Origin of the sequence: Mesobacillus zeae (assembly GCF_003570705.1) — a bacterium.
GTDB classification, from domain to species: Bacteria; Bacillota; Bacilli; order Bacillales; family Cytobacillaceae; genus Mesobacillus_C; species Mesobacillus_C zeae.
Window position 1 is genome coordinate 12,746 of the sequence record NZ_QWVT01000026.1, and the last position, 22,598, is coordinate 35,343.

The following is a 22,598-nucleotide window of genomic DNA, read 5'->3' on the forward strand; positions in this document are numbered from 1 at the left end:
AACGCTCTTTACCGTAGATAGATTGCAGCTAACCGTAGATAGCGCGTTTTACGGAGGAAAGCCCTATTGAAAATGTGGTGCTGGAACCGGTTACAACTTGCGTTTTATGAGAGAATTCGCTGAAAGTGTTCTTAGCCTCTTTCCTTTCAAAAATCAGCCGAAAAAAAACGTTTTTAGTTAAACCGACCCGTGAGGCTAAACTTTCATAATCAAAAAAATCATCCTTTCTTTGTAATGTTTTCTTAGTCAAATAGATTCCGAAAGTCCCGAAGCATTCTTCCTGATGAAATATTGTTTTTAATATATAGAATAGTTCTATAACAAATTCACTATTTCACAAACTATAATATAGGTGGCGCCGGAAACTAAGACAAAATAAAAAGGTAGGGCTTTAGGATGAATCAATCAATGAATGTGTTCAGCAAGAAGAAAGCTGCAAGCATAGCTCTTACATTTACATTATTGATACCGGGTTTAGCAGGATGTACTTCTGCTTCAGCCACAAAGAAAGCAGACCCAGCCAAAGTGGAAAAGGTTGAAACAAAAACAGCTGCAGCCACTGATAATAAAGCACTGCCAAACGTGAAAATTCTTGCGACTGGCGGCACGATTGCAGGGGCGGCAAAATCCGAGTCGGAAACAACTGGCTATAAAGCAGGGGTTGTCGGGGTCGATCAATTGGTGGAAGCTGTTCCAGAACTAAAAGAGCTTGCCAATATTAGTGGTCAGCAGGTTTGCAAGATTGATAGCTCCGCAATGACAAACGAAATTTTATTGGACCTTGCAAAAGAGGTCGATAAGCAATTAAAAGACCCGAAAATTAATGGAATCGTCATCACTCATGGTACTGATACACTAGAAGAAACTGCTTATTTTCTTAACCTGGTAATCAAAAGCGACAAGCCGGTCGTTCTTGTTGGATCGATGCGTCCTTCAACCGCTTTGAGTGCAGATGGCCCATTGAATCTATATAATGCGGTTGCCATTGCCGCTAGTGAAGAATCAAAAGGAAAAGGCGTGTTAGTTGCCCTTAATGATAAGATTGGTTCTGCCCGTGATACGACTAAAACCAATACAACCAGTGTGGATACTTTTGGATCACAGGACTTTGGCTATTTAGGATTGGTACAAGGTGGGAAACCATATTTTTATACAGAATCAACACGTAAAAATACGACAGAAACTGAATTCAATGTAAACGACATTAAAGACCTACCGCGGGTTGATATCGTATACGCCCACGGAAATGACAGCAGAGTGATGGTGGATGCCGCGGTAAAAGCAGGCGCAAAAGCAATCATCCATGCCGGTACCGGTAACGGAAGCGTCTATCCGGAAACATTGGAAGGATTAATCGATGCGCAGAAAAAAGGCGTCGTTGTTGTCCGGGATTCCAAGGTAGGCAGCGGAATGGTTACACGTGAGGATGTCGATGACAAAAATCATTTTGTTTCAGCGGATACCCTGAATCCGGTTAAGGCGAGAGTGTTGCTCATGTTAGCCTTATCGAAAACCAATGACCCTGCAAAAATTCAGGAAATGTTCAATCAATATTAAAATAATTTCACCTAAACAAGACAGAGGAGCAAGGATGATGCTCCTCTGTCTTGTTTTTGGGTTGGGTAAGTGCCTATTTAGAAAGATTAAGATTCTCGAAGAATCCTAAAAAGGGAGAGATGGTTTGACCTTTCAAATGGATAAGGCTGATCTTTATGGTCAAATTCAATGCTGGCCATAATGGCACCGAGCCAAGTTCACCATTTATGATTTCTTTTTTTACACAATGCTCCGGTAAAAAGCTTATGCCCATACCTTGCTTTACTAGAACTTTTGCTGCTTCCATACTATCGACTTCCAAAGCCACATTAAGCTTCAACCTGTCGGCCTGGAATAAATTTTGAATTACCAGCCAATCCATTGAGTCATATCCAAAAAACACGATTGGCTGGCGGCTAACATCTCTAATTGTTGCTCTTTTTTTAAGCAATTCATGATTGGGAGGTGCTACAAGGACAATGGGATCCTCCTTGATGAGGAGCGATTCAATATTCGGATGTGCGATTGAGCGGACAAGCGCAAAATCCACTTCTTTGTTTAATACTTTTTTTAAGATTTCAGTGGAATGACCAGTCGACAAACTGATTTGGGCATTTGGAAATTCCTGCTTGAATTTGAATATAAAATCAGGCATTATGCAGGTAGCAATCGAAGTGGCGCTGCCCATCCTTACTTTATGGGGAACTACTATATTTTGCTCCATCTTTGTTTTTGCTTCCTGGAAAGAAAATAATATATTTTGGGCGAAGGGGAGAAACTCTTTCCCCTTTTCAGTTAACGATACATGTTTTCCTTCACGAAAGAATAACTTCGTGTTCATTTGGTTTTCCAATGAGTGAATGCGTGCGGTCACTGATGGTTGGGTAAGGAATAGGGCTTCAGCTGCCTTATTGAAGCTGCCAAGGTGGACAGCATAAACAAATGCCTCCAAGTTATGTATATTCATCTGGACCACCTCTTCCTAAAATGTACTACCATTATTTTAGCGGAATGATGGACGAGTATAGCCAGTAATTTTGACAGTCTCGGGAAGGATATAGTCTTTTTCAAAATGTGTAGGTTTCTACTATAAATAAAAGCAACGTTTGCAGCTTATTATAATCAAACTTTATTCCTAACCAACAAAAAAGTGATATCTAAAAACAATGTTAAATGATTCACAAATTATCTATGTTCATTTAAATTAAAAGCGTTATCATAAATATATGAGTAAAATTGCAAAAATTAAGGAGATGCTTTCAAATGCCAAAGACTAAGTTTCAAGCTACAGCTCATTTACAAGCTGGAATGCAGGTAAAGGCTAGATGCAGAGGGTTTGAAATCACAATCGATGAACCGAAGGAACTTGGTGGATCGGATACAGGAATGAATCCGGTTGAGTTGGTTTTGTCAGCTCTAGGTGCGTGTCAGGCTATTGTTGCCCGTTGTTTTGCACGTAAATTTAAAATAGAATTTGATGATTTTTGGGTCGATGTAGAAGGTGACCTTGATACAGATGGGTTTATGAAACAATCTGATGTACGTCGTGGATATAGCGATATACGATATAATATTCATATTAAAACTGATGCGCCTAAAGAAAAAGTAGAAGAATTTGTTGATTTTATTGAGAAAACTTGTCCGGTAGGAGATACGATTGCTAATCCGGTAAATCTCAAACTTAACGAAATCATTATTGAAAAATAATAAATTGAGCTTTGTATACGGTCAATGATTTTTGCTCGTTGTTAATAATACTTCATAACCAACATTATTTAAACGGATAATATGAAAAAGGAGCGATTTGCGCTCCTTTTTTTGCTGTTCTTATTCCTACTTTCTATGTTGATTTTTTGAGAATTTGGTTGTTACTTGTATTGTTATTTAATATTTTACTTCTCAACTGAACCCGTTAGATGATGTAAATCACCCCTTTTAATTATCACTTCTATTTTAATGCGGTGGTATTTATTTGCAAAAGGAGGGAGCCAGCCTCTGAACCAGGAAGGGACGAAATTTAATCAAACGATTGATTAAATGAAGTGGGAGAGATTCAGATACCTTCTGTGGACAGTGTGGAGATGGGAGTGGAGAATAAAACAATCCAATTCTGTGTCGGGGTGCCCTCCCCAAGTTTAATAATTTTCTTCTAGCGTAAACTCCTTCATCAAGCTGCCTCTTCATTGAATATATAAAAAGGCTGCCATGGGCAGCTGTCGAACCTTCAAGTAAACCCTTCCGTAAAAATAAGCCAGAGACTGCTGGTAAATCTTTACAGGATAATTCTACACTTTATATGAGTATTTGGAAATAATGGTATTTAAGAGGCTTTTCTTTTGGCTTCTGTAGCTTGGTATGATGGTTGCTTGCAATAGTCCAGAATTTCCAATTACCTATGATCGTTGCTGCCCAATTCACGACTGTTGCTATACATACAGCATATAATTTTCAAGGGGGATTTTCTCTGAAAAATGTAAAGATATCTTTACATTTTTTGGGCTGGCATTTAATATATATGTAAAGATATCTTTACTTCCTGGTTGGAGGGTTAGGCATGAAAGTGATTAATCATATAAAGGAAATTCGCCAGAAAAGGGGCATTACGCAAGTGAAACTGGCGGAGGATTTGCAAATTACACGCCAGACTGTAAACGCGATTGAAAAGAATAAGTATAATCCCAGTCTGGAACTGGCGTTGAAATTAATAAAGTATTTTGATGTGCCGATTGAAGAACTATTCTATTTAGAAGATTCAAAGGGGGAGTAGCTATGAACAACCGAAAGATATTTTATATTGTGTGGGCTTTTTTGATTGGGTGTATTTTGTTTGGGGGCTTTTTGGGTATATATACCATTGGTAAAGCCACAGGTGAATACAGCTACGAATTGGCTATCCCTGTTATTGGTGGAACGGTAATAGGATCTCTATTTATTATGCTTTTCTCCAGGTGGAAAAAGAAAAGAAATGGGAATGTGCCGCAAATTGATGAACGGACATACATAATGTTGCAGCGTTACTTCATGATTGTACTTTATGTAGTACTGGTTGGCAGTGGGGCTGCATTAATCATTTTATATTCAATAGGTGTCCGCACAATTGAGACTGGTATATTAATTGTGTGTATGATGGGATTGTATATGTCTATTATCTTTGGGGCGTTTGTGGCAAAGCGGTTATAGATGGGAGCTGACAGGGTGACAAATCTATATTTTGTCCGGCATGCGCAATCTGCCTATACACCGGATGAGCTGGGGAGGCCATTAACCGAAAAAGGCTTTGCTGATGCAAAAAAGGTGACTGAAATATTTAAGAATGTGGAGATTGACGTTGTCATTTCGAGCCCGTATAAACGGGCGATCCAAACAGTTGAAGGGATTGCTCATGACTTTGGCAAAGAGATGGAGATAGAGGAAGGGTTTAAGGAACGCATGTTGTCCATCGTTCCTGCAGAAGATTTCACTTTTGCGATAACAAAAGTATGGGAGGATGAGAGTTTCGCGTGGGGAGGCGGCGAGTCCAATGAGGCAGCCCGAAAAAGAGGTTCAGAGGTGACTTGTCGCATTTTAGAGAAGTATAAAGGTAAAGATATTGTAATTGGTACCCATGGCAATATCATGGTTTTAATCATGAGCTATTTTGACCAGCAATATGACTTTTCCTTTTGGAGAAACCTCGAGATGCCGGATGTATATAAACTGACGTTTGATGGAAGAGAATTAAGAAGTGTAGAGCGATTGTGGGGAGGGTAGGCGTATGTTGAGTGCTACCCGTTTAATTTTATCCTTTATAGGTAGTCGCTATTGAACGCCATTTAAGCGCCTCCGTATTTCTGCAGTTACTCCTGTCGGATCGTCAATTTGAAAAATGACATAGCGATATTTTTCGTGACCGTTTAGTTCAATGATGACAAGTGGTGTATTTCCCGAATAGGAAAGGAAGTACCATTCATTGGCGTACTTAAAGCTGCCTTCATAAATATTTAAGAAAGAAGCCGAAGTCCCTGGCATTCTCAGCATCCACTGAGGAGCCTGGAAATAGTCAACCAGTACATTCTCAATCATGGAATACGGCATGATTACTTTCTGTTTGAATGCGAAGTATGGCGTTAAACCAGTGAGGGTCAATGTAAGTTCTTCTTTTCCTAAATGGATTTTTCTTCCCATAATCAAGCCTCCAGTCGGTTTTATTTAACTTTCTTTTAGTCTGGCCAGGTCTTTTGATAGGGGAGATCTTTTTAGTTTTTTAATTTGAAACAGTGTTTTTAAATCCGATTTATTGTCATATGAAAGCTGCAGGTGATAATAGTTAATGTATTCTGCAGTTGAGAAGATATAGATGAAAATGACAATACGAATGGATGATCCCGGTATAGACACGGGTGCAATCATAAATTCTGCAAGCATAACGATGAACGTAACGGAAAGCAAAATAATATTGATGCGCTTGCAGGTTTTTAATAGCCGGATTAACCATTCTGGCGTTAGTGAACAGCCTGTCATCATAAGCCTTCTATACTTAACATACCAGTATAAAAAGCCTTGGAGCAAAATAAACTCAAGGATGAAAAAAGACAGCCAGAATGAGAAAAGCGTGTGTAGTTCCATATCGGGAAACACCAAATACCAGGAATATGCACAAAAGATGAAAAGGATGATTGAAAATCCTTCCCCTGTATATAAATATTTCAAACGCTCCTTAAGATTCTCTTTCAATAGTGCACCTCATTAAACCAACCTTCCTTTATATAAAGAGTAATATAATGCGCAAATCCTTACAAATATTAACTTTCTTTATATCCTTTATTTCCCTTTGATGTATAATATGTTCAAAACCTGCAGGAGGAGAATATGAATATAACCCGCACGAGTGATTATGCTTTAATCGCAAAGCTCAATCAATATGTACATGATATTCATGCCACCCTGTATCCTGAGTATTTCAAGGAATATGACTATGAAGCTATGAAAAGTTTCTTTAAGGGAATTGTGGGTAACAAGGATTTCACTTTTCTGCTGCTGGAGGAAGAGGAGCCTTTAGGGTATGCCTGGATTGAAGTAAGAAATTACCCGGAGAGTGCTTTTAGGAAGCCTTATCGTTCTGTGTATGTCCATCAAATCAGTATTTCGGGAGAGCCGAAGAAGTAAGGGATATGGCACAAGGTTAATGGATGAAATTTATGGCATCGCCCAATCGAAAGGTATTGGCAAAATTGAGCTAGATTATTGGTGCCACAATGAACTGGCAAAGAAATTTTATGATCAAAAAGGGTTTATGAAATACCGGGAATTTTTTTATAAGGAAATCTGAAAACCATACAAGGGAGTTGAGTATGTGAAAAAAGTTGTTCATTACTACAATCAATTTGATGAATGGGGCAGGCTTGACAGAGAGCCGATAGAATTCCAGGTGAATTGGCATTATATACAAAGGTATCTGCCAGAGGCAGGACGTGTACTGGATAATGGCGCAGGGCCGGGGAAATACTCGATGGAGCTTGCGAAGGCAGGCTACAAGGTTACTTTGACAGATTTAACGCCAAAATTGGTCGGGTTTGCAGAGGAAAAGGCAATCGAGCTTGGCTTAGAAGGTCAATTTAATGGCTTTTATGCCGCTGATGCAAGAGATCTTACCATGTTGGAAGATGAACAGTTCGACGCTGCATTGATGCTCGGGCCTATGTATCACTTGCAGGATGAGCAAGGTCGTGTACAGGCAATGAAAGAATTATATCGAGTCACTAAAAAAAATGGACTCGTGTTTGTAGCGTTTATGCCTCGAATCAGGCACATACTCACTTCACTGATTTCCCCTGATAATTGGAAACCGAACAATAAGATGGACACGATTAATGGTTTTTCTCAATCCGGCTGCTTCAATCATGAAGACGAAGGGCGTTTTACGGGAGCATACTACTTTGAGGTCGAGGACATTCGTCCTTTTATGGAGATACAAGGCTTTGAAAGCCTCGAGCTAATCGGCTCCAACGCAGGATCGGTATTAAACAATGAAAGCTGGAATTACTGGAGGCAAAAAGGCGAGGAAGAGCTGGGAAAAGTAATCGATTTAATAAAGGAAAAAGCAACAGACCCTTATATTCTTGGCATATCCAGTCATTTGCTTTATATAGGCAGGAAAAAATAAGGTGAAATTGTACAAATGCTCGAGGGCCCTGAACGGCCCTATTTTTGTTATTGGGCATAAAAAGGCCTTGTTTATACAAGGCCTTAGCATCTTTACCTGCATTCAAGAGATATCACTTTTATAATTCCTTTCTAAATGAGTAACAAAACTTATCGAAGTTCAATTTATCCTCATAAAATCTGTGTGCATCTACTCTCTGTAAACCAGATTCGAGAGCGATGTAGCTGCACTCCTTTTCTTTTGCAAATTGAAATAAGTAGTTCATCATTTCGTATCCATATCCGGAAGATCTCGCTGATGATGTAGTTACTAAATCATGGACAAATAAGTGTCTCTTGTTATAAAAATTCGTTTTGATTGAAACACCGGCAAGTGCTTTAATAGATGTATCTTTCAGAAGTGCGTATAGTTCATAACCCTCTTTTTGCATCACCCCAAAAAGACTTAAAAAAGAATTCAAATCTAAATCGGTCCTTAATTCTTTCATTACTTCAAAACTTTTAATTAAATCCTCTTCTTTACTGATTTTAATCATTTTTTTCATAACTACTCTTCTCATACCTCTTATCATTCTCTTTGCATGGTTCTGGATTTCAATAAATCACCGTGGGGATTACTGCCAATGTGCCGGTCGGGTAAGCGAATTTGGTATTTTTGTGCTTGTATCGCCCTTTGCTGCGTTTATTTGAGCCTGGGTAAGAAAAATGCTCCCCGTGAGGTCGGCTCCTCTCAAGTCAGCGTCTCTTAAATCAGCGCCGATAAGGTCAGTCACTCTTAAATCGGCATCTCTAAGGTCTGCGGCAATAAGGAAAGCTCCTCTTAAGTCGGCTCCTCTGAGATCGGCTTTCCGAAGGTTGGCACCGAAAAGGTGGGCCCCTCTCCCGATGTTTTTCTTAAGCTGTACACGCATCACTTTCGTGCGGGCCAGTTCGCTTGTCCGCAATAACAGAGGGTTTACATAGGCTCTATGCGCGGCCACGTCCAGTTTAGCAAGAGAATCGGGGCTTAGATGAGTAAGTCGCTCTGTCTCGTCGAGTGCACATTGGAGATCACTGTAAATTAGCTTGGCAGCTTCCATGGTCAGTGCTTCGGTAAGATACCAGAGCATCTCATGAAGCTGCTGCATAAGAGGATATACCTTAAACATATGATTCGCCGTTTCGGGAGCATTTCGCCAATCGTTACCTTTAAACGTGATTTGCGAGACCTTTTGTCCTGCTCCAAAACATTCGTATACTGTACATCCCCGAAAACCCTTCTGTCTAAGTTCTTTATGGATATTACAGCGGAAATCCGCTTGCAGATTAGGACAAGGCTGGCCTCCATCTTTGTTTACAGCAAAATCTGATGATGCTGCAAAAGGCAGGGCGACGCAGCATAGGCCAAAGCAATTTTCGCAGTCTGGACGAAGGCCGTTGAGGTCGATCCCATGTTGGGAGTCAGTTGTAGCAGGCAATTGGGACACTTCCTTTTAGATTCAAAGTTTTATTTCATAGTGGATCCAGCTTTTATTCGTATTCACCCCACCCATTTTCTCATATAGTGACTGTGCGGTGATATTATCATTGGCTGTTTCCCAATTCATGGTAGCATAGCCATTCTCCCTTGAATAGTTCAAGGCATGCCTGAACAATGTTTCTCCAAGTCCATTCCCTCGGTAAGCTTCAGCAACAAACAAGTCGTTCAACACTGATATTTTTTTCACTTTTGTTGTACTGAATGTAAAGTATAGGGTTACGAATCCGGCAAAATCCCCGTCATTTTCGATAACGAACTGTTTTCCCAGCATGGGATGATCGATTAACAGATTGATATGATCCTCCAATTCTTTGTCCGTGGGATTAGGGCATTTATAAAAATCCACAATGTAAGACCGTACAAGAGGTATCAGTTTTTTTGTATCTTTACTGGTAATGGATCTGACCGTAAATTCTTTCATATCGTATCCATCCTTTCAAAAACCAAATACATATTAAGAATCTATTCGGCGGTTGGGATGGGATTTCCTCCTTGTGGTGTATCCGGGCCCTTGGGCAAGTTAATTCACAGAAAAATCGGAACCTTATTCAATGAAATCCGTAGTAGGTATGGAAGTTATAAAGTGTCTGAACCAATACAGTATAAAAAATAGCTTTAATAAGTTTTATAATAATCGCGGGGAGCGATGGCGAATGAAGGTCCTTCAAATATCACCACATATTGTTAAAGTTGAAGCATGGTTTGGTCTTAAGATGAGCGCGTGGGTCGTAAAGGGGAGCGATGGCGTTTATATCGTCGATACGGGCAAGGCTTTTATGGGCAAGCGGATTCTGCAGGAAGCAGAGCAGCTTGGGGATGTGAAGGCAGTTCTGCTTACGCATGGCCACTCTGACCATGTTGGAGGCTTGAAAAATATACTCCTGAGAAAAGAGCTGCCAGTGTACGCCCATATATCGGATATTAAACATATGGAAGGGAAAGAGCCTTTCCCTGGGCGAAAGAAAAAAGAGTTTCTAGTGGAAACAGGTGTGGCAGAGCCACTCGTTACATCAGAGGAAGGGGCTTTGCAGCATATTGATGATTTGATTTCGTATCATACACCTGGACACTCTCCATGGCATGTTTGTTATTTTCATAAGGAGGACGGTGTCCTGATTGGCGGGGATCTTTTTACTTCCAAAAAAGGGAGGCTCAAGCCTCCCATCGCGATGTTTACGGCGGATATGAAGCAAGCAGTGGACAGCGGAAAGATCGTTAACGAATTAAAACCAGACATCGTCAGCATTTGCCATGGGAACGACATTCGTTATCCCCATGAACAAATGGACAAGTATTTAAGCGAATATGCATAGGTTTATCCATACTCATATTGAGTTCATTTACCTTTGAAGCCGGAACATGCGGATGACAAAGACAGCGATTGTACCAAAAATCAGGATAAGGAATAAGGGGAGTTCCCAGCTCCCAAGCAGGCTCCCTTTTCCGTTTGCGACGCGGATATCGTTCAGGATGCCGAAGGAAAAGAACAGCAGAATTTCATTCTTCAAGATATTCAGCATGTGGCTTGAGTTTTTATAGAGTCTTTCTCGGTTTTCCTCGTTGATGCCGATATAGTTATGGTATTGTGGGCGCTTTTCTAAGAAGCTGGAACCAACCCATATTAAAAGACCAATCATTGGTGGGATAAGAATAAAACTCTTGCCGCCCCAGTCATCAGGCTCTCCCGCTGCATTGTAATGTGTCGGGACCTGATCAGGCAAAGATGACCACTGGAAGAGCAAATATAGAATGGAACCAGCGAAGGCAAGCAAAGCCATTGCGTTGAGAACTTTGGCGATCATGGGTGTTTTATAGCTTGTTTTCGATAGATTCATAAAGGTTGACCCCTTTCCAGGACAGGTTAGATTTTTCTCGGAGTTTTATACAAGGTATCCCCTGAATGTCCTTCTGTTGGAAGTAGAATTCGAAATACGGTGCCTTCCTTGAGGGTGCTTTTCACATTAATTGAACCCCCGTGAACCTCAACCAGTTGCTTAGTAATGGCCATGCCAAGGCCGGTTCCGCTGCCGGATTCGCTTGTATTCGTACCGCGGTAGTAACGTTGGAACAGTTTATTGACTGTTTCATTATCCATTCCTATGCCATCGTCTTCAATCTTGATGACGATGAGATGCTGTTCAATAAGGGAAGTTGATACCGTAATCGCGGTGCCAGCCGGATTGAATTTAACCGCATTCCCGATGAGGTTATCAATAATCCTTTGAAACCATTTTGGGTCGACGGAAGCGAATACAGATCCCTCATAAGGCTGGAAAGTGAATTCCTTCTCGCTGTTCGCAGGATCATTGACGAAATGGATAATGGTTCGGCGTATGAATTCATTCATGTCTACTTTTTCTTTGGAGATGGGCAGCGCCTGATTGCTTAATCGATATGTTAACGTTAAGTCCTCAAGTAGTTCCATCATATAGGATGACTTTTCAGCAATAATTCCGGCAAACTCTTTTTTCTCCGCCTCAGTCCATGAATAAGTATCTGACTCCATCATTTGGGCAAAACCTGAAATGGACGAAAGCGGCGTTTTCAGGTCGTGGGAAAGGCCGCTGATCCATTCTTCCCGGGTTTTGGCCATCTTTCGCTGCTGGCTTTCATTGTGCCGCAAGGTTTCCGTCAACACCGTAAGGGTTGCAATCAGGTCTTTATATAAACGGTACTTCCTTTTCAGCTTTCCTTTTTTATTCTGTAACAGCGGCTGCTGTTGCAGATCAACTGGCTGCTCGTATATACCGCTGCCAAGATTTTGGATCCATTTCATCATTGTAAGCAGAGGAACCCCGAATTTTCGTGCGTACCAAAATGTTCCCAGCAATAAAAACAGAAACAGCAAAGCAATGATAATCAAGAAGCTATTCTTCGCGGCATTGGTGACGCCATCCTCCAGGCTGGAAGACAAAATCGAATCATCGATCCCTGTAATAATAGTCAGCTTTGTCTCATCATCATGGTAGGCTGCAGTTGAATTTTGTTCATCCTTTGCCAGGCTCAATAGTTCCTTTTTAGAATATTTGCCTGTCTTTTTTTCTTCGCCAAAGTGGTCTATTATTTTGCCATTTGAACTGACCAGTCGAACCCAGCCATTTTCTTCTTTGATAAGTTGAAGCGCAGCAGGGGAAAGGGCAAGCTGCTGCTCCTTCCAATCTACATCTGGTTTAACCTTGTTCAACAGTATAAAGGGGATATTTTCTTTTCCAAAAACAAGAAGCATTGGCTTTTGGCCGCTTTTTTTTAGCTCCCAGAATGTGTATTCAGTTGAAAGGGATCGAGGCTGAAGGGTGAGAGCAGCAAGCTCACTCTCTGAAAATTGTGCTGGCAGCTGTTTTGGCGTACGGAAGGAACCAATAACCTTGCCTTTTTCGGTGATGACAAGGAACCAACCCTCCTGTTTTTTTGCATCTTGTTTCAGGTCATCATCAAAAATTGCTTTATTCTTTTTTACAGTGATTTTATCCTCGAAATAATAGCTTTCAGCTTTTGATAAGTCATGGCTGGGCTCCTCGTTCATGATGGTGAAGCCAATAATTCCCCAAAACGATAGGACTAGAAAGAAAAAAAGAATAAAGACGATGGTCAATTGAAAGAAAAACTGTACGACAAACCGTTTATGAATGTTCATGTCTGTCTCCGGAAGGAACAAATTTATAACCAAGCCCTCTTACTGTGATAATGTAACAAGGCTTGCTTGGATTTTCCTCGATTTTCTCCCGAAGCTTCCTGATATGGACCATGACCGTATTATCCTCACCAAGAAACTCTTCACCCCAAACCTTTTCGTAAAGCTGGTTTTTGCTAAACAGCTGATTGGGATGCTGGCAGAAGAAAAGCAAAAGCTGATACACCTGGGCCGGCAATTCCACACATTTTCCGTGAATAGTAACTTCTCCGGAGAGTGTGTTGACTTGGATCTGCCCATATTGATAGAGCGTTTGGGCGGTATGGGACTGCCTGCCCTTTTGCCGGCGCAGATGCGCTTTGATTCGAGCGACAACCTCCAGTGGATTGAAAGGCTTTGTAATATAGTCGTCTGCTCCTAGTGCAAATCCGGAAAGTTTATCTAAATCAGTCGATCGTGCAGTAAGAAAGAAAATAGGTGCTTCCGTCGTTTGCCGGATCAAAGGGCAAATTTCAAAGCCGCTGCGGCCGGGAAGCATCACATCTAAGAGAATTAAATCATATCGCTTTGATTGGCAAAGAGTGAGAGCCCTTTCGGCCGTGCCTGCTGTATCTATATGCTGGAATTCTTCTCTTATTAAAATAGTCGTAAGCATATGTAAAATGGCTTTTTCATCATCAACAATCAATATTTGAGACTTATGCATCTTAAAACTCCCATACTATGTATTTATCCATCTTTTATCATATCATCAGGCATCCCAAATTCTTCTAATAATTAAGGAAAAATTAAGGTAGTCTTTCTTATGGGTTAAGGAAAAAGCGTTACAATGGTTCACAGAGATACAGGAAGGGAGAAACAAAATATGTATGAAATCGGTAAAAGGGAGTTTGTCAGCTTATTCAAAAGCTTTAAATCAATAATGATTATTGCTATTTTATTGGCAACCTCTTATTATTCAGCGAAGTTTGCCAGCTTTATTGTGACCGAACTTACAGATGTAGAGGATATAGATATTCACTACTTTGGTTTATTAGGACTAATCGTCCTTTTTGGGCAGCTCTTTATAATGGGCCTTTCACACGATAGCATCAACAGGGAACTGCATGAGCGTACCATGAGGTTTTTAGTCACAAGAACTTCAAGAGTCTCCATTCTTCTTGGGAAGTTTTTCGGGATTTTAATGTTCTGGTTTGTGTGCCTGTTGACTTCTTTCCTGCTCATTAGCATATTTGCGCATAAGCTGGACTTGTATATTTTTTCTCAGACAATGAGTCTGCTAACGTTCCAAATTGCGTTAACCATTTTTGTCTCCGTTCTTATTCCAAAACCAAGCTTTACTATGTTCCTGGGAATAGTAGTCGGGATACTGGTCCCTATAATGGGATTTTGGCTGACACTTACCGAAAATGTATGGGTGAGCTGGATCAAGTATATAACCCCTTTTTACTACCTGGATCAGGATGGCTATACCTTTTTAGTCACTTTTCTTTTCTCAGGGTTGCTGCTCTTTGCGGCCGGTTTGATTTTTAACAGGAGGGATTGCTGATGATTGCCATTGAAACAAAGCAGCTAAAGAAGTCGTATGGGGCGGTTCCGGTTGTAAAAGGAATCGATTTAACCGTTGAACAAGGGGAGGTTTTTGGATTTCTGGGGCGAAACGGAGCCGGTAAATCTACCTTCATTAATATGTTAACAGGCATTATACATCCTAGTTCAGGTTCGTTCTCGCTGTTAGGTGTTGAGGGCGGTGACGACTCTGTGAAGAAGGATATCGGAGTGATGCCGGACTATGCAAATCTATATGGCTCACTAACTGCATTGGGTCACCTGAAATTTTTTTCAGCACTATCGGGAAGGCCGGCCTCAAAGGCAGAGTGCATGAAAGTCCTTGAAAAAGTAGGCTTGGAGATGCATGCCAATAAAAAAGCAGTAAAATTTTCGTTTGGAATGAAAAAAAAGCTAGGAATCGCACAAGCGATCATTCACGACCCTGAACTCATTTTTTTGGATGAACCCACTTCTGGTTTGGATGCTGAAGCTGTGCTTCATATCCAAAAATTGATTCGTGATTTGCAAAAAAGCGGTAAGACCGTCTTCATGACCTCACATAATCTCGATGAAGTCGAGAAATTATGCACACGCATTGCCATCATGAAGGAAGGGGAGATTGTGAAAATCGGGACAATGGATGAACTGAGGGCTTTTTACAGATCGTCTATTACCGTTAAGCTTAAGCATTCCCCGATACCAATTTCCGAACAGGCAAAGCTGCGCGAATGGCTAGAATCAGCAGGGACCAGCCTGGAAATGAATGATTCTTGTGTGACTATCACAGTGGATGATGAACAAAAAATTGCCGAAATGGTACGGGCCTTCCAGCAATGCAGAGTGGACGTTTATCGGGTACATGTTGAAGAACCGTCACTTGAAGATATTTTCTTAGAACAATAGAATGGAAGGTATAGGAAAAAATAAGAAAGTTGGCGTTAACCGATGTATGTTGAAAATGATGCACCACAGCAGAGGCTATCAGAGGATGCGGTCAAAGTATGGCTGATCGATGAGGCGATTGAGAATGTGATTGGATTTGTCATTCTTGGCGTCTTGTTCTACCTTGATTACAGGTTTTCATGGAAAGAATGGATCGGCTGGATCCTTATTGGTCTCGTCATACTGTCTGTGCCTGGGGCGGTTTGGTCTTTCGTAAGGCCCAAGCTGTTGTATAAAAGCTGGCGCTATGATGTGACGGAAGAGTTTTTGCAGTTGAAACGCGGAGTTTTAAAGGAAGAACATAATCTGGTCCCAATGACGAAAATCCAGTCAGTGGCAACGACACAGGGACCTTTGCTCAGAAGGTACGGGCTTTACACAGTGACAGTTGAAACGATGGCCTCCTCCCATGCTATTCCCGCATTACCGAAGGACATTGCGATTGGGTTAAGGAACCAGATTGCCCAGTACGCCAAGATCAAGGAAGTGGAAGGATGAACAGGGCAAAACGATACCATCCGCTTCTGTTGGTCTTTGACCTAGTCAATTTTGTTAAAAGCTTTTTCGTATTTTTTATTATGCTTTTTGTGGTTGGACTAGGCTCATCATCCAATTACTTCAAGTACGGAAGATACGTGTTTATCCTGGTTTTTGTCCTGTCGTTTTTTTCAAAAATAATAGGCTGGCTTACACATAAATACGAACTTGATGAAACGTCTTTCCGTTTATATAAAGGGCTGTTCACCAAGTCCGAGCTGACTGTCCCGTTTTCTAAAGTACAGAATGTAAACCGGCATACAACGCTGTTCCACCGCATTTTTAAAATGACTTCCCTCAGCTTTAATACAGGAAGTGCCGGCGAGGATGCCGAAGTGAAATTCGAAGTGATTTCACGTGCTGAAGCGGATAAAATGGAAAACTACGTGGAAAGGGCCGGGAAACCACTGCCCACCGGGCTGGACGATGATTTACCGTCCGTGGAGAAGGAAGAGCAAGAAACTCTGCCAGGGCGTACCGTGCATTTCAAGCCGACGAAAAATGATCTTCTAAAAGCTTCCTTCACATCCTTAAGCTTTTTGTTCCTGGTTCCATTACTGTTTTCTTTTTACTTTAAAATCGATGATATCTTTGAATTGGAAGAAGAGAAGCTCGAAGGGGCATTCTCCTACCTCTTAAGCTCCTGGTGGGTATTAGCGATGATCCTTGTGCTGATTGTAGCGGTGTCCGTTGCATTCGGAATCGGGAGGACATTCTTGAAGTATGGGAAGTACGAATTATCCTCGGATGAAAAACGGATTTACATCTCCAAAGGGATGGTGGAAGAGAGCGCCTTTTCCATCCCCAAGGAAAAAGTGCAGGCGATTGAGATTACACAGTCGTCATTGAAAAGGCTGCTTGGCCTGGCTAAAGTGAAGCTGACAAGTGCAGGCAGCATCAGTTCGGGAGATGATGCACTGGAGATAAATACACTCTACCCGTTCCTGCCGGTGGAGAGGGCATATGAAATGATTTCGGAAATCCTGCCCGATTATAGGGTGACAGAAGGAATGGAGAGCCTCCCCAAGCAGTCATTTTGGATCCGCATGCTGTCGCCAAGCTGGGTATGGTTGGCGGCAACAGCTGCCCTCTATTACTTTAGGTCCTCCATTCCATTTTGGGATGGTGCGTGGTGGGTACTGTCTGTTCTTCTCCTCATCACGGTTTACGGAATGAGGTTGATGGATTTCTTCCATACGCGCTACGTGTTGAACGAGCGGTTTGTCCAGTTTAAAAAGGGCAGCCTGACGACCACTTTATTTGTTTCTAAGCGTGACAAGGTCATTGAAGTGAAGGTAACCCGGAATGTATTTCAGCGGTTCCTGGGGCTTGCGTCAGTCGGGACGGTGAACCGCGCAAAGCCAATCCGGCATGAGGGTGTGGATGATGTCCCTGTGGAATTGGCCGATGCCTTTTACAATTGGTATATAGGGCGAACAAAGGAAATTCATGTGGAATAGTGTTTAGAGCATTCGATTGAAAGCGAGGCGACAAAATGGATGCAAGATTGAGCGAGCTTGTTCTATTGGCAAACGAAAAATTCGGGCTGGAGGATTATCGCCTTGAGAGGCATAGTTTATACCGGAAAATAGATTCTCTCTGCAGAACGCGGTATTTACTCAGCATGGAGTGGTTTCCTGCCCATATAAAAAGTGTGCCTGATGAAGATTATAATCCAGATGGAACGGCTGTAATTGAGGTGAACGTGGGAAACGGCGAATTTGAAAGCGCCATTTTTGTCGGAGGGAAATCTTATGCGAGCCGCACCGCATTTTCCAGCCTTGGGACAGCTGACATGATCAGCTGGGTCGAACGGGAAACAAAGCTGGTATACGGAAAACAATTCAAGCTCCAGCGGAAAGAGGAAGGGGAGCTGCATTTTACAGCAAGCATCCACGATGTTTCTGTTTCACCACCGGGGTATATTGAAGTCCACTATGACAACGCGGGCATGCTGACCTTTTTTTCTTTAAGCGGGACGTTTCCTGCTGAAGAAATGGTTCAAGCGGACACATTCGAACTGTCACTTGAAAAAGTGGAGGAATTGGCCTTGGAGCAAACAAAGCTGATTGAGTATCCAGCTTCAGAACAAAAGAAACTCCTGCCGCTTTATGGAATAGAGGAAATCTACATCCGGAATGACCTGACAGCAACGCTTCCTTTTGACATCATAGGAGATAAGGGTGCTAAATTAGATGTGGATGTTATCCTTCATTGGGAATCACCGCTCAAACAACGCTTGAATAGACAGTACATCAAATATAATGATAGAGCAACGATTGAACAGGCATTGTCGGGTGAACAACATCCTGATTTACGACCAATCACAAAAGAAGAACAGGAGCGGTGCATTGCAGTGGTCACAGACTTGTTGCGTCAGTTCTATCCTGAGGATAGCGGCCGGTGGATTCTAAAAAGGCTGGACCGCGACCTCGGGTATATCCTCGCTACATTGCGGCCCGCCCATCCCGGTAATCAATTGCTAAAAAGAAAACTGGGCATTTTCATAGATGGAGATACATTAGAGGTAGTGAATTATATCGATAATGACATCATGCTGGAGGAGTTTGAGCTGTTTGAAAGCGATGGGCCACCCGTCTTATCGAGGGAAGCAGCCTTTGAAATCCTTAAAGAACACATCACCGTGACGCCTTGCTACGTATATGATCCCGATTTTGACCAGTATGTGCTATGCGGAAAACTGGATTCCCAGCACGCAGTGCATGCTGGAAGTGGAGAGGTAATTACGTTGAATGAGGTGTAAATTAATCAAACGATTGATTAAATTCCTTTGAAGGAGGTACGGCTATGCTTTTTCATTATCATTTTTGGACTCCATACGTAGAAGAGACAGAAAGGTTCTATCGGGAAAATGGTTTCAGGGTGTCGCTGCGGGTGGGAAGACACGAGGGAGAGTTTAAGGAGTTCAACCCGCCATTAACTTGGGATGATTTTCACGACCAGAATATTCTTTTCCGGATCATTGAAGTAAGAAAAGGAGCAGTGAATATCACTTTTGGCTATGGCAAGAAGATTACATTTGATCATGTAGGCTTTTTGGTAACGGAGGATAGACTAAAGGAAATATGCAGCCGGGCTGAAACAATGGAATGGGGAATCAATTTCGGGGAAAGAAGAACATTTATTAACACTCCATACGGTTTTAAAATCGAGCTTCAAACACATGGAGACGTCATTGACAGCATCCAGAGTGACGAGACAATGGCTAATCTGAAAATAGCAACGAAAAAGGACGGACTCGCGCGCGACTTGGCACTCTTGTTTAACCATCCGGTCGGCGAAGTTATTGCTGTTCCAGGTGGGGATACAATGATTGAAGAAGCGGTAATTAAAAGCTTTTTAAGCCCGGGCAGCAGCGACCCGAATGGAGTGAAGATTTTTTCTTCATAAAGATCCGTCAATAGCAATAAAAGGGCGATGCTTTTGCATCACCCTTTTTGTTTTACGCTGCAGGCTGGGTGGTTCTTTTGCGCATGTGGACAAATTTAGATAGCACGATGCTGCATTCATATAAAAAGATTAATGGGATGATCACCAATATGTCGGAGAGGAAATCCGGCGGGGTGATCAGGACGGCAGTCAGGATCAGGATAAAATACGCATACTTCCTGACTTTTTTCAGCAGCGATGGGGTGAGCAGACCCAGGCTTGTCAAAAACATGATGACGACGGGAAGCTCGAACAAAAAGCCGAATGGCAGGGTCATGTGAATTAGGAACATAAAGTATTTCTCTGCGGTGAAGAAGTTCATGAACATATCTTCTGACAGTGACATCAGAAACTTGAATACCATCGGGAAAATAACGAAATATCCGAAGCTCAGCCCTGCGATAAACAGAAGAAACAGGGCAGGTATGTAGGCTAGTGCTGCTTTGCGCTCGTGTTCTCTCAAGGCAGGTTTGATAAAAAGCCAAACTTGGTGCGCTGCGACTGGAATGGTGCCAGCGATGGCAATGACGCTGGCGAGAACCAGGTAAATCCACAGAATATCGCTGGGGCCGAGGATGGCGAGTTCAACCGGCAATCCTTTTACAAGCAGCCGATACACATCCTGTACGTAAATAAATGCTAGGATCACCAGCAAAATGAAAGTCCCCAGGGTAATTAAGAGGCGTTTCCTCAATTCTTCCAAGTGGCCGACAAGGTCCATATTGATGTTATTCATCCCCTTTAAGCTCCTTTATAAAAAGAAGATGCAAGCGTCGTAGCTGCTTACATCTTCCCGTTTCAAGATTAAATTGCTTGATCGTCCTTGAGCTTTGTCTTTCCTTTTTCATGGTCGTCGTCATCGGAGACAAGTTCGCGTGTGGACTTTTTGAATTCCTTCAGGGTAGATCCAACCGCGCGCCCCAGTTCAGGCAGCTTTGAAGGCCCAAAAATGATCAATGCGATGACCAGGACAATTATCAAACCGGGAATGCCGATGTTTGAAAGCATAAAATTAACCCCCTATCATTACGTTTTCTTTTGTCTTTTTCCGTTGAACTGAATGGTTAAACAGCTTATAATCCGGTTTCTGCCTGCACACTTCGCATTGCTGCCCACAGCCGGGAGAGCTTTGCTCGGTGATTGAATGCACATGAGGGAGGTCAATCATCTTCAACCCGTTTTTTACATGCTTGGAACAGACTAGAATCATGATACAGGCCCCTTCCATGCCATTTTTTTGAAAAGGAAGTTAGAAGTATTTACCGAAGCTTCCGCCTTGTACAGCGACGAGGCAGGAGCGGCCGAAATCGTATCCCGGATAGGCGTTCCATGTTGCGGGATGCTGGACATCAAGGAACAGCGTGCGCTCATCAGCTGTCAGCCATGGGCCTGTTACTTCGCAGCCCTTTGGCCCTGAAGCGAATTGGAACGGCTCGCCATAGGATTTGCCGTCTGTCGGGATCAGGAATACGCCGCAGTTTTTATATGCTGCATACACATTGTCTTCCGTTGCTTCGTAGTCCTCAACAACCCAAAGGTTTCCTTTTTTATCAAAATGCAGGTTGTCAGGGCAAGTGATGCCGCTTTGCTGGCCGCCAGCTACAAACACTTCAAACGTAAATGATTCGCTGCCATGATCGCCGTCTGCAGGGAAGTACCTCACGATTTGGCCGTGGAAGTTTCCGTGTTTGCTATTATTGGTCAGAGCAAGGAAGACAGAGCCGTCGCGCGGACTGATTTCAACATCTTCCGGGCGGTCAAGCAAGGTTCCGCCAACAATGCGTGCAGCGGCACGGGCGTTAGTCAAAACATCAGCCTGATCCTTGAACTTAGCCTGGAGATTCGGATTTGTCGCATAATCAATTGGAAGCCATTTTTGCTTCTCCATGTTCGCTACATATAAGGTTCCTGATTCAAGGATGTCAAAGTTTGCTTCACGGGACGAAGGGTTATATATCTTTTTGCTGATGAACTTATAGAAGCACTCGTCCTTTTGATCGTCTCCCATGTAAACAACAACACGATTATCCTTTGTCAGCCCCACAGCTGCGTTCTCATGGGCGAATCGGCCAAGCGCAGTGTGTTTGCGGACAGGTTTTGTAGGATCGAATGGATCCACTTCCACCACCCAGCCGTAATGGGTATCATCGAAATTCGGCCAGCCGTACGAGCTGCCGTATGTTGTATTCTCTTCGCAGGACAGTGCCGTGTTCCACAGTGTCCTTCCGCCAGAACAGTTGCCAAGCGAGCCAAAAACTTTAGTAGCTCCATTGACAGCCTTACTCCCGAGGGCAGGCCCTGTCAATTCAATAGGGGTTGTCCCATCGACGCGGCGGTTGTATTTATCGTTCTTAACAAGTTTCCATCCATCTTTTTCTTTCTTGACGTGAATGACAGAGCCGCCAACAGATTCTTTTTCCATCTTCAGCAGTTCAGGGTAGTTCGCAAGATTCTCTTTCTTGAAGGTAGCTTCGTTAATCCCCAGCATTTTCATATAATTCGCCGGTTCAGGGAATTCATGATTCACCCAGATTAAGCCTTCTTCAGAATTGTTCCCGCCTTTTAAGCTATCAATCGGGAAATACAGTGTAAGATCGGCGGAGTCGCCAAACTTCTCGCCTTTGGAGTTGATTTCATCCCCATAAGAGGCAATGATGTTGTACTTATAGCCGTTCGGCAGTACCAGGTCATTTTCCCATGTGCGCTGAATCGGCTTGAATGGCGCAGACATTGGCTTTCCTTTTCCGGGACCTTGTTCATTCCCAGTCATCGCGTTTCCAGTCAAAGCTCCAATTCCAGTCGAAGCCGCAACCAAAGCGGCAGTTGTACTCCCTGCATACGTTAAAAATAAGCGACGATCCATCCCCCAACAACTCCCTTAATATTTATGTATCCTTCAATGAAAATTATAGGGAACGGAGCCGCTTAATTGAATAAAGCTAGTGTTAAGATTTGTTAAGACTGCGTGTATGATGTTTAAGGGGATGTGAAGGGGACATCGAAAGTTATCGGAACGTGGAACATTAGATTTTTTAAGACCTATTTTGGGAGGGCAGAGAAAAAGTAAATGCAGAAAGATTCATTTCATCAATTAAAAATCTCGCTTTAAACAAACTGCCTGCATATATTGATATGAAAAAAGATTAGCGCAAATGAGCTAATCTTTTTTGTTAATGATGAAGTACCCCAATTTAGTTAATAAATTTAAAGTGAAAATAAACAATAAGGTTCTAGATATTACATAACCATCAATAGCCGGGAGCGTCAATAATTTTGTGTAAATGACGAAAT

General features: G+C 42.3%; 28 protein-coding genes. 15 read left to right on the plus strand and 13 right to left on the minus strand.

Annotation, left to right across the window (positions count from 1 at the left end; translation table 11 throughout):
- The first annotated feature begins 408 nt into the window (after positions 1–408).
- Positions 409–1,557: a type II asparaginase gene (locus tag D1970_RS15475; RefSeq protein ID WP_119113781.1), complete on the plus strand. Its 1,149-nt coding sequence runs from the start codon at positions 409–411 to the stop codon at positions 1,555–1,557.
- A 73-nt stretch (positions 1,558–1,630) separates the two neighbouring features.
- Here the strand turns inward: D1970_RS15475 and D1970_RS15480 are convergent, their stop codons facing one another.
- The gene (locus tag D1970_RS15480; RefSeq protein ID WP_119113782.1) at positions 1,631–2,503 is read right to left on the minus strand and encodes a LysR substrate-binding domain-containing protein; all 873 of its coding nucleotides are present in this window, start codon (positions 2,501–2,503) and stop codon (positions 1,631–1,633) included.
- Positions 2,504–2,799: 296 nt separating this feature from the next.
- Here D1970_RS15480 and D1970_RS15485 point away from each other — a divergent pair, with 296 nt between their 5' ends.
- From D1970_RS15485 to D1970_RS15500, 4 genes are all read left to right on the plus strand, one after another.
- Complete coding sequence (locus tag D1970_RS15485) at positions 2,800–3,243, plus strand: OsmC family protein (RefSeq protein WP_119113783.1); 444 nt, start codon at positions 2,800–2,802, stop codon at positions 3,241–3,243.
- Positions 3,244–4,090: 847 nt separating this feature from the next.
- The gene (locus tag D1970_RS15490) at positions 4,091–4,303 is read left to right on the plus strand and encodes a helix-turn-helix transcriptional regulator (RefSeq protein ID WP_119113784.1); all 213 of its coding nucleotides are present in this window, start codon (positions 4,091–4,093) and stop codon (positions 4,301–4,303) included.
- Positions 4,304–4,305: 2 nt separating this feature from the next.
- Positions 4,306–4,716, plus strand: a complete 411-nt coding sequence (locus D1970_RS15495; RefSeq protein ID WP_119113785.1) for a hypothetical protein — start codon at positions 4,306–4,308, stop codon at positions 4,714–4,716.
- Between the two features lie 15 nt (positions 4,717–4,731).
- A complete protein-coding gene (locus tag D1970_RS15500) occupies positions 4,732–5,286 on the plus strand; it encodes a histidine phosphatase family protein (RefSeq protein WP_119113805.1) in 555 nt (184 codons plus the stop codon).
- A 48-nt stretch (positions 5,287–5,334) separates the two neighbouring features.
- On the opposite strand, the gene D1970_RS15505 is transcribed toward D1970_RS15500, so the two are convergent.
- Positions 5,335–5,700, minus strand: a complete 366-nt coding sequence (locus tag D1970_RS15505) for a hypothetical protein (protein WP_119113786.1) — start codon at positions 5,698–5,700, stop codon at positions 5,335–5,337.
- A 24-nt stretch (positions 5,701–5,724) separates the two neighbouring features.
- Positions 5,725–6,249 (minus strand): general stress protein, encoded by a 525-nt coding sequence (locus tag D1970_RS15510; RefSeq protein WP_119113787.1) that lies wholly within the window; start codon positions 6,247–6,249, stop codon positions 5,725–5,727.
- A gap of 135 nt (positions 6,250–6,384) precedes the next feature.
- Between D1970_RS15510 and D1970_RS23085 the strand changes: the two genes are divergently transcribed.
- The 3 genes from D1970_RS23085 to D1970_RS15520 are packed head-to-tail and all read left to right on the plus strand — an operon-like array spanning position 6,385 to position 7,678.
- A complete protein-coding gene (locus D1970_RS23085) occupies positions 6,385–6,681 on the plus strand; it encodes a hypothetical protein (RefSeq protein WP_246370314.1) in 297 nt (98 codons plus the stop codon).
- 19 nt (positions 6,682–6,700) lie between these two features.
- On the plus strand, positions 6,701–6,844 hold the full coding sequence (locus D1970_RS23090; protein ID WP_246370313.1) for an N-acetyltransferase: 144 nt from the start codon (positions 6,701–6,703) through the stop codon (positions 6,842–6,844).
- Positions 6,845–6,868: 24 nt separating this feature from the next.
- Positions 6,869–7,678: a class I SAM-dependent methyltransferase gene (locus tag D1970_RS15520; RefSeq protein ID WP_119113788.1), complete on the plus strand. Its 810-nt coding sequence runs from the start codon at positions 6,869–6,871 to the stop codon at positions 7,676–7,678.
- A gap of 118 nt (positions 7,679–7,796) precedes the next feature.
- On the opposite strand, the gene D1970_RS15525 is transcribed toward D1970_RS15520, so the two are convergent.
- The 3 genes from D1970_RS15525 to D1970_RS15535 form a co-directional block, all read right to left on the minus strand.
- Complete coding sequence (locus tag D1970_RS15525; RefSeq protein WP_119113806.1) at positions 7,797–8,222, minus strand: GNAT family N-acetyltransferase; 426 nt, start codon at positions 8,220–8,222, stop codon at positions 7,797–7,799.
- Between the two features lie 69 nt (positions 8,223–8,291).
- On the minus strand, positions 8,292–9,134 hold the full coding sequence (locus tag D1970_RS15530) for a pentapeptide repeat-containing protein (RefSeq protein ID WP_181213454.1): 843 nt from the start codon (positions 9,132–9,134) through the stop codon (positions 8,292–8,294).
- A 21-nt stretch (positions 9,135–9,155) separates the two neighbouring features.
- Complete coding sequence (locus D1970_RS15535) at positions 9,156–9,617, minus strand: GNAT family N-acetyltransferase (RefSeq protein ID WP_119113790.1); 462 nt, start codon at positions 9,615–9,617, stop codon at positions 9,156–9,158.
- A gap of 232 nt (positions 9,618–9,849) precedes the next feature.
- Between D1970_RS15535 and D1970_RS15540 the strand changes: the two genes are divergently transcribed.
- A complete protein-coding gene (locus tag D1970_RS15540; protein ID WP_119113791.1) occupies positions 9,850–10,509 on the plus strand; it encodes an MBL fold metallo-hydrolase in 660 nt (219 codons plus the stop codon).
- A 27-nt stretch (positions 10,510–10,536) separates the two neighbouring features.
- Here D1970_RS15540 and D1970_RS15545 read toward each other — a convergent pair whose 3' ends face one another.
- Genes D1970_RS15545 through D1970_RS15555 form a run of 3 tightly spaced genes read right to left on the minus strand, consistent with a single transcriptional unit; the run spans position 10,537 to position 13,533 of the window.
- Positions 10,537–11,031: a DUF1648 domain-containing protein gene (locus tag D1970_RS15545; protein ID WP_119113792.1), complete on the minus strand. Its 495-nt coding sequence runs from the start codon at positions 11,029–11,031 to the stop codon at positions 10,537–10,539.
- A 26-nt stretch (positions 11,032–11,057) separates the two neighbouring features.
- A complete protein-coding gene (locus tag D1970_RS15550) occupies positions 11,058–12,830 on the minus strand; it encodes a sensor histidine kinase (RefSeq protein ID WP_119113793.1) in 1,773 nt (590 codons plus the stop codon).
- Positions 12,817–13,533, minus strand: coding sequence for a response regulator transcription factor (locus D1970_RS15555; RefSeq protein ID WP_119113794.1), 717 nt, complete (start codon positions 13,531–13,533; stop codon positions 12,817–12,819). Before D1970_RS15555 ends, D1970_RS15550 begins: the two co-directional genes overlap by 14 nt.
- 159 nt (positions 13,534–13,692) lie before the next feature.
- Here D1970_RS15555 and D1970_RS15560 point away from each other — a divergent pair, with 159 nt between their 5' ends.
- Genes D1970_RS15560 through D1970_RS15585 form a run of 6 tightly spaced genes read left to right on the plus strand, consistent with a single transcriptional unit; the run spans position 13,693 to position 19,268 of the window.
- Complete coding sequence (locus D1970_RS15560) at positions 13,693–14,376, plus strand: ABC transporter permease (protein ID WP_119113795.1); 684 nt, start codon at positions 13,693–13,695, stop codon at positions 14,374–14,376.
- On the plus strand, positions 14,376–15,281 hold the full coding sequence (locus D1970_RS15565; protein WP_119113796.1) for an ABC transporter ATP-binding protein: 906 nt from the start codon (positions 14,376–14,378) through the stop codon (positions 15,279–15,281). Before D1970_RS15560 ends, D1970_RS15565 begins: the two co-directional genes overlap by 1 nt.
- A 42-nt stretch (positions 15,282–15,323) precedes the next feature.
- Entirely contained in the window at positions 15,324–15,818 is a 495-nt protein-coding gene (locus D1970_RS15570; protein ID WP_119113797.1) for a PH domain-containing protein, read from the plus strand.
- Positions 15,815–17,317 carry a PH domain-containing protein gene (locus D1970_RS15575; protein WP_119113798.1) on the plus strand — a complete coding sequence of 501 codons (1,503 nt, stop codon included), beginning with the start codon at positions 15,815–15,817 and terminating at the stop codon, positions 17,315–17,317. Before D1970_RS15570 ends, D1970_RS15575 begins: the two co-directional genes overlap by 4 nt.
- A 35-nt stretch (positions 17,318–17,352) precedes the next feature.
- Positions 17,353–18,621: a hypothetical protein gene (locus D1970_RS15580; protein ID WP_119113799.1), complete on the plus strand. Its 1,269-nt coding sequence runs from the start codon at positions 17,353–17,355 to the stop codon at positions 18,619–18,621.
- A gap of 44 nt (positions 18,622–18,665) precedes the next feature.
- Entirely contained in the window at positions 18,666–19,268 is a 603-nt protein-coding gene (locus D1970_RS15585) for a VOC family protein (protein WP_119113800.1), read from the plus strand.
- A gap of 52 nt (positions 19,269–19,320) precedes the next feature.
- On the opposite strand, the gene tatC is transcribed toward D1970_RS15585, so the two are convergent.
- From tatC to D1970_RS15605, 4 genes are all read right to left on the minus strand, one after another.
- Positions 19,321–20,043: a twin-arginine translocase subunit TatC gene (gene tatC / locus D1970_RS15590; protein ID WP_119113801.1), complete on the minus strand. Its 723-nt coding sequence runs from the start codon at positions 20,041–20,043 to the stop codon at positions 19,321–19,323.
- A gap of 68 nt (positions 20,044–20,111) precedes the next feature.
- Complete coding sequence (locus D1970_RS15595) at positions 20,112–20,315, minus strand: twin-arginine translocase TatA/TatE family subunit (RefSeq protein WP_119113802.1); 204 nt, start codon at positions 20,313–20,315, stop codon at positions 20,112–20,114.
- A gap of 4 nt (positions 20,316–20,319) precedes the next feature.
- Positions 20,320–20,517, minus strand: coding sequence for a hypothetical protein (locus D1970_RS15600; protein ID WP_119113803.1), 198 nt, complete (start codon positions 20,515–20,517; stop codon positions 20,320–20,322).
- Positions 20,518–20,556: 39 nt separating this feature from the next.
- Complete coding sequence (locus D1970_RS15605) at positions 20,557–22,170, minus strand: PhoX family protein (protein WP_119113804.1); 1,614 nt, start codon at positions 22,168–22,170, stop codon at positions 20,557–20,559.
- Positions 22,171–22,598 lie beyond the last annotated feature (428 nt).

Excerpts from the sequence above, each read along its gene's own strand:
- D1970_RS15540 (WP_119113791.1), top strand. The coding sequence starts at position 9,850 with ATGAAGGTCCTTCAAATATCACCACATATTGTTAAAGTTGAAGCATGG.
- D1970_RS15525 (WP_119113806.1), bottom strand. The coding sequence starts at position 8,222 with ATGAAAAAAATGATTAAAATCAGTAAAGAAGAGGATTTAATTAAAAGT.
- D1970_RS15485 (WP_119113783.1), top strand. The coding sequence starts at position 2,800 with ATGCCAAAGACTAAGTTTCAAGCTACAGCTCATTTACAAGCTGGAATG.
- D1970_RS15490 (WP_119113784.1), top strand. The coding sequence starts at position 4,091 with ATGAAAGTGATTAATCATATAAAGGAAATTCGCCAGAAAAGGGGCATT.
- D1970_RS15560 (WP_119113795.1), top strand. The coding sequence starts at position 13,693 with ATGTATGAAATCGGTAAAAGGGAGTTTGTCAGCTTATTCAAAAGCTTT.
- D1970_RS15555 (WP_119113794.1), bottom strand. The coding sequence starts at position 13,533 with ATGCATAAGTCTCAAATATTGATTGTTGATGATGAAAAAGCCATTTTA.
- D1970_RS15600 (WP_119113803.1), bottom strand. The coding sequence starts at position 20,517 with ATGATTCTAGTCTGTTCCAAGCATGTAAAAAACGGGTTGAAGATGATT.
- D1970_RS15580 (WP_119113799.1), top strand. The coding sequence starts at position 17,353 with ATGGATGCAAGATTGAGCGAGCTTGTTCTATTGGCAAACGAAAAATTC.
- D1970_RS15565 (WP_119113796.1), top strand. The coding sequence starts at position 14,376 with ATGATTGCCATTGAAACAAAGCAGCTAAAGAAGTCGTATGGGGCGGTT.
- D1970_RS15575 (WP_119113798.1), top strand. The coding sequence starts at position 15,815 with ATGAACAGGGCAAAACGATACCATCCGCTTCTGTTGGTCTTTGACCTA.
- D1970_RS15605 (WP_119113804.1), bottom strand. The coding sequence starts at position 22,170 with ATGGATCGTCGCTTATTTTTAACGTATGCAGGGAGTACAACTGCCGCT.
- D1970_RS15495 (WP_119113785.1), top strand. The coding sequence starts at position 4,306 with ATGAACAACCGAAAGATATTTTATATTGTGTGGGCTTTTTTGATTGGG.
- tatC (WP_119113801.1), bottom strand. The coding sequence starts at position 20,043 with ATGAATAACATCAATATGGACCTTGTCGGCCACTTGGAAGAATTGAGG.
- D1970_RS15480 (WP_119113782.1), bottom strand. The coding sequence starts at position 2,503 with ATGAATATACATAACTTGGAGGCATTTGTTTATGCTGTCCACCTTGGC.
- D1970_RS15570 (WP_119113797.1), top strand. The coding sequence starts at position 15,324 with ATGTATGTTGAAAATGATGCACCACAGCAGAGGCTATCAGAGGATGCG.
- D1970_RS23090 (WP_246370313.1), top strand. The coding sequence starts at position 6,701 with ATGGATGAAATTTATGGCATCGCCCAATCGAAAGGTATTGGCAAAATT.
- D1970_RS15595 (WP_119113802.1), bottom strand. The coding sequence starts at position 20,315 with ATGCTTTCAAACATCGGCATTCCCGGTTTGATAATTGTCCTGGTCATC.
- D1970_RS15505 (WP_119113786.1), bottom strand. The coding sequence starts at position 5,700 with ATGGGAAGAAAAATCCATTTAGGAAAAGAAGAACTTACATTGACCCTC.
- D1970_RS15550 (WP_119113793.1), bottom strand. The coding sequence starts at position 12,830 with ATGAACATTCATAAACGGTTTGTCGTACAGTTTTTCTTTCAATTGACC.
- D1970_RS15545 (WP_119113792.1), bottom strand. The coding sequence starts at position 11,031 with ATGAATCTATCGAAAACAAGCTATAAAACACCCATGATCGCCAAAGTT.
- D1970_RS15585 (WP_119113800.1), top strand. The coding sequence starts at position 18,666 with ATGCTTTTTCATTATCATTTTTGGACTCCATACGTAGAAGAGACAGAA.
- D1970_RS15475 (WP_119113781.1), top strand. The coding sequence starts at position 409 with ATGAATGTGTTCAGCAAGAAGAAAGCTGCAAGCATAGCTCTTACATTT.
- D1970_RS23085 (WP_246370314.1), top strand. The coding sequence starts at position 6,385 with ATGAATATAACCCGCACGAGTGATTATGCTTTAATCGCAAAGCTCAAT.
- D1970_RS15535 (WP_119113790.1), bottom strand. The coding sequence starts at position 9,617 with ATGAAAGAATTTACGGTCAGATCCATTACCAGTAAAGATACAAAAAAA.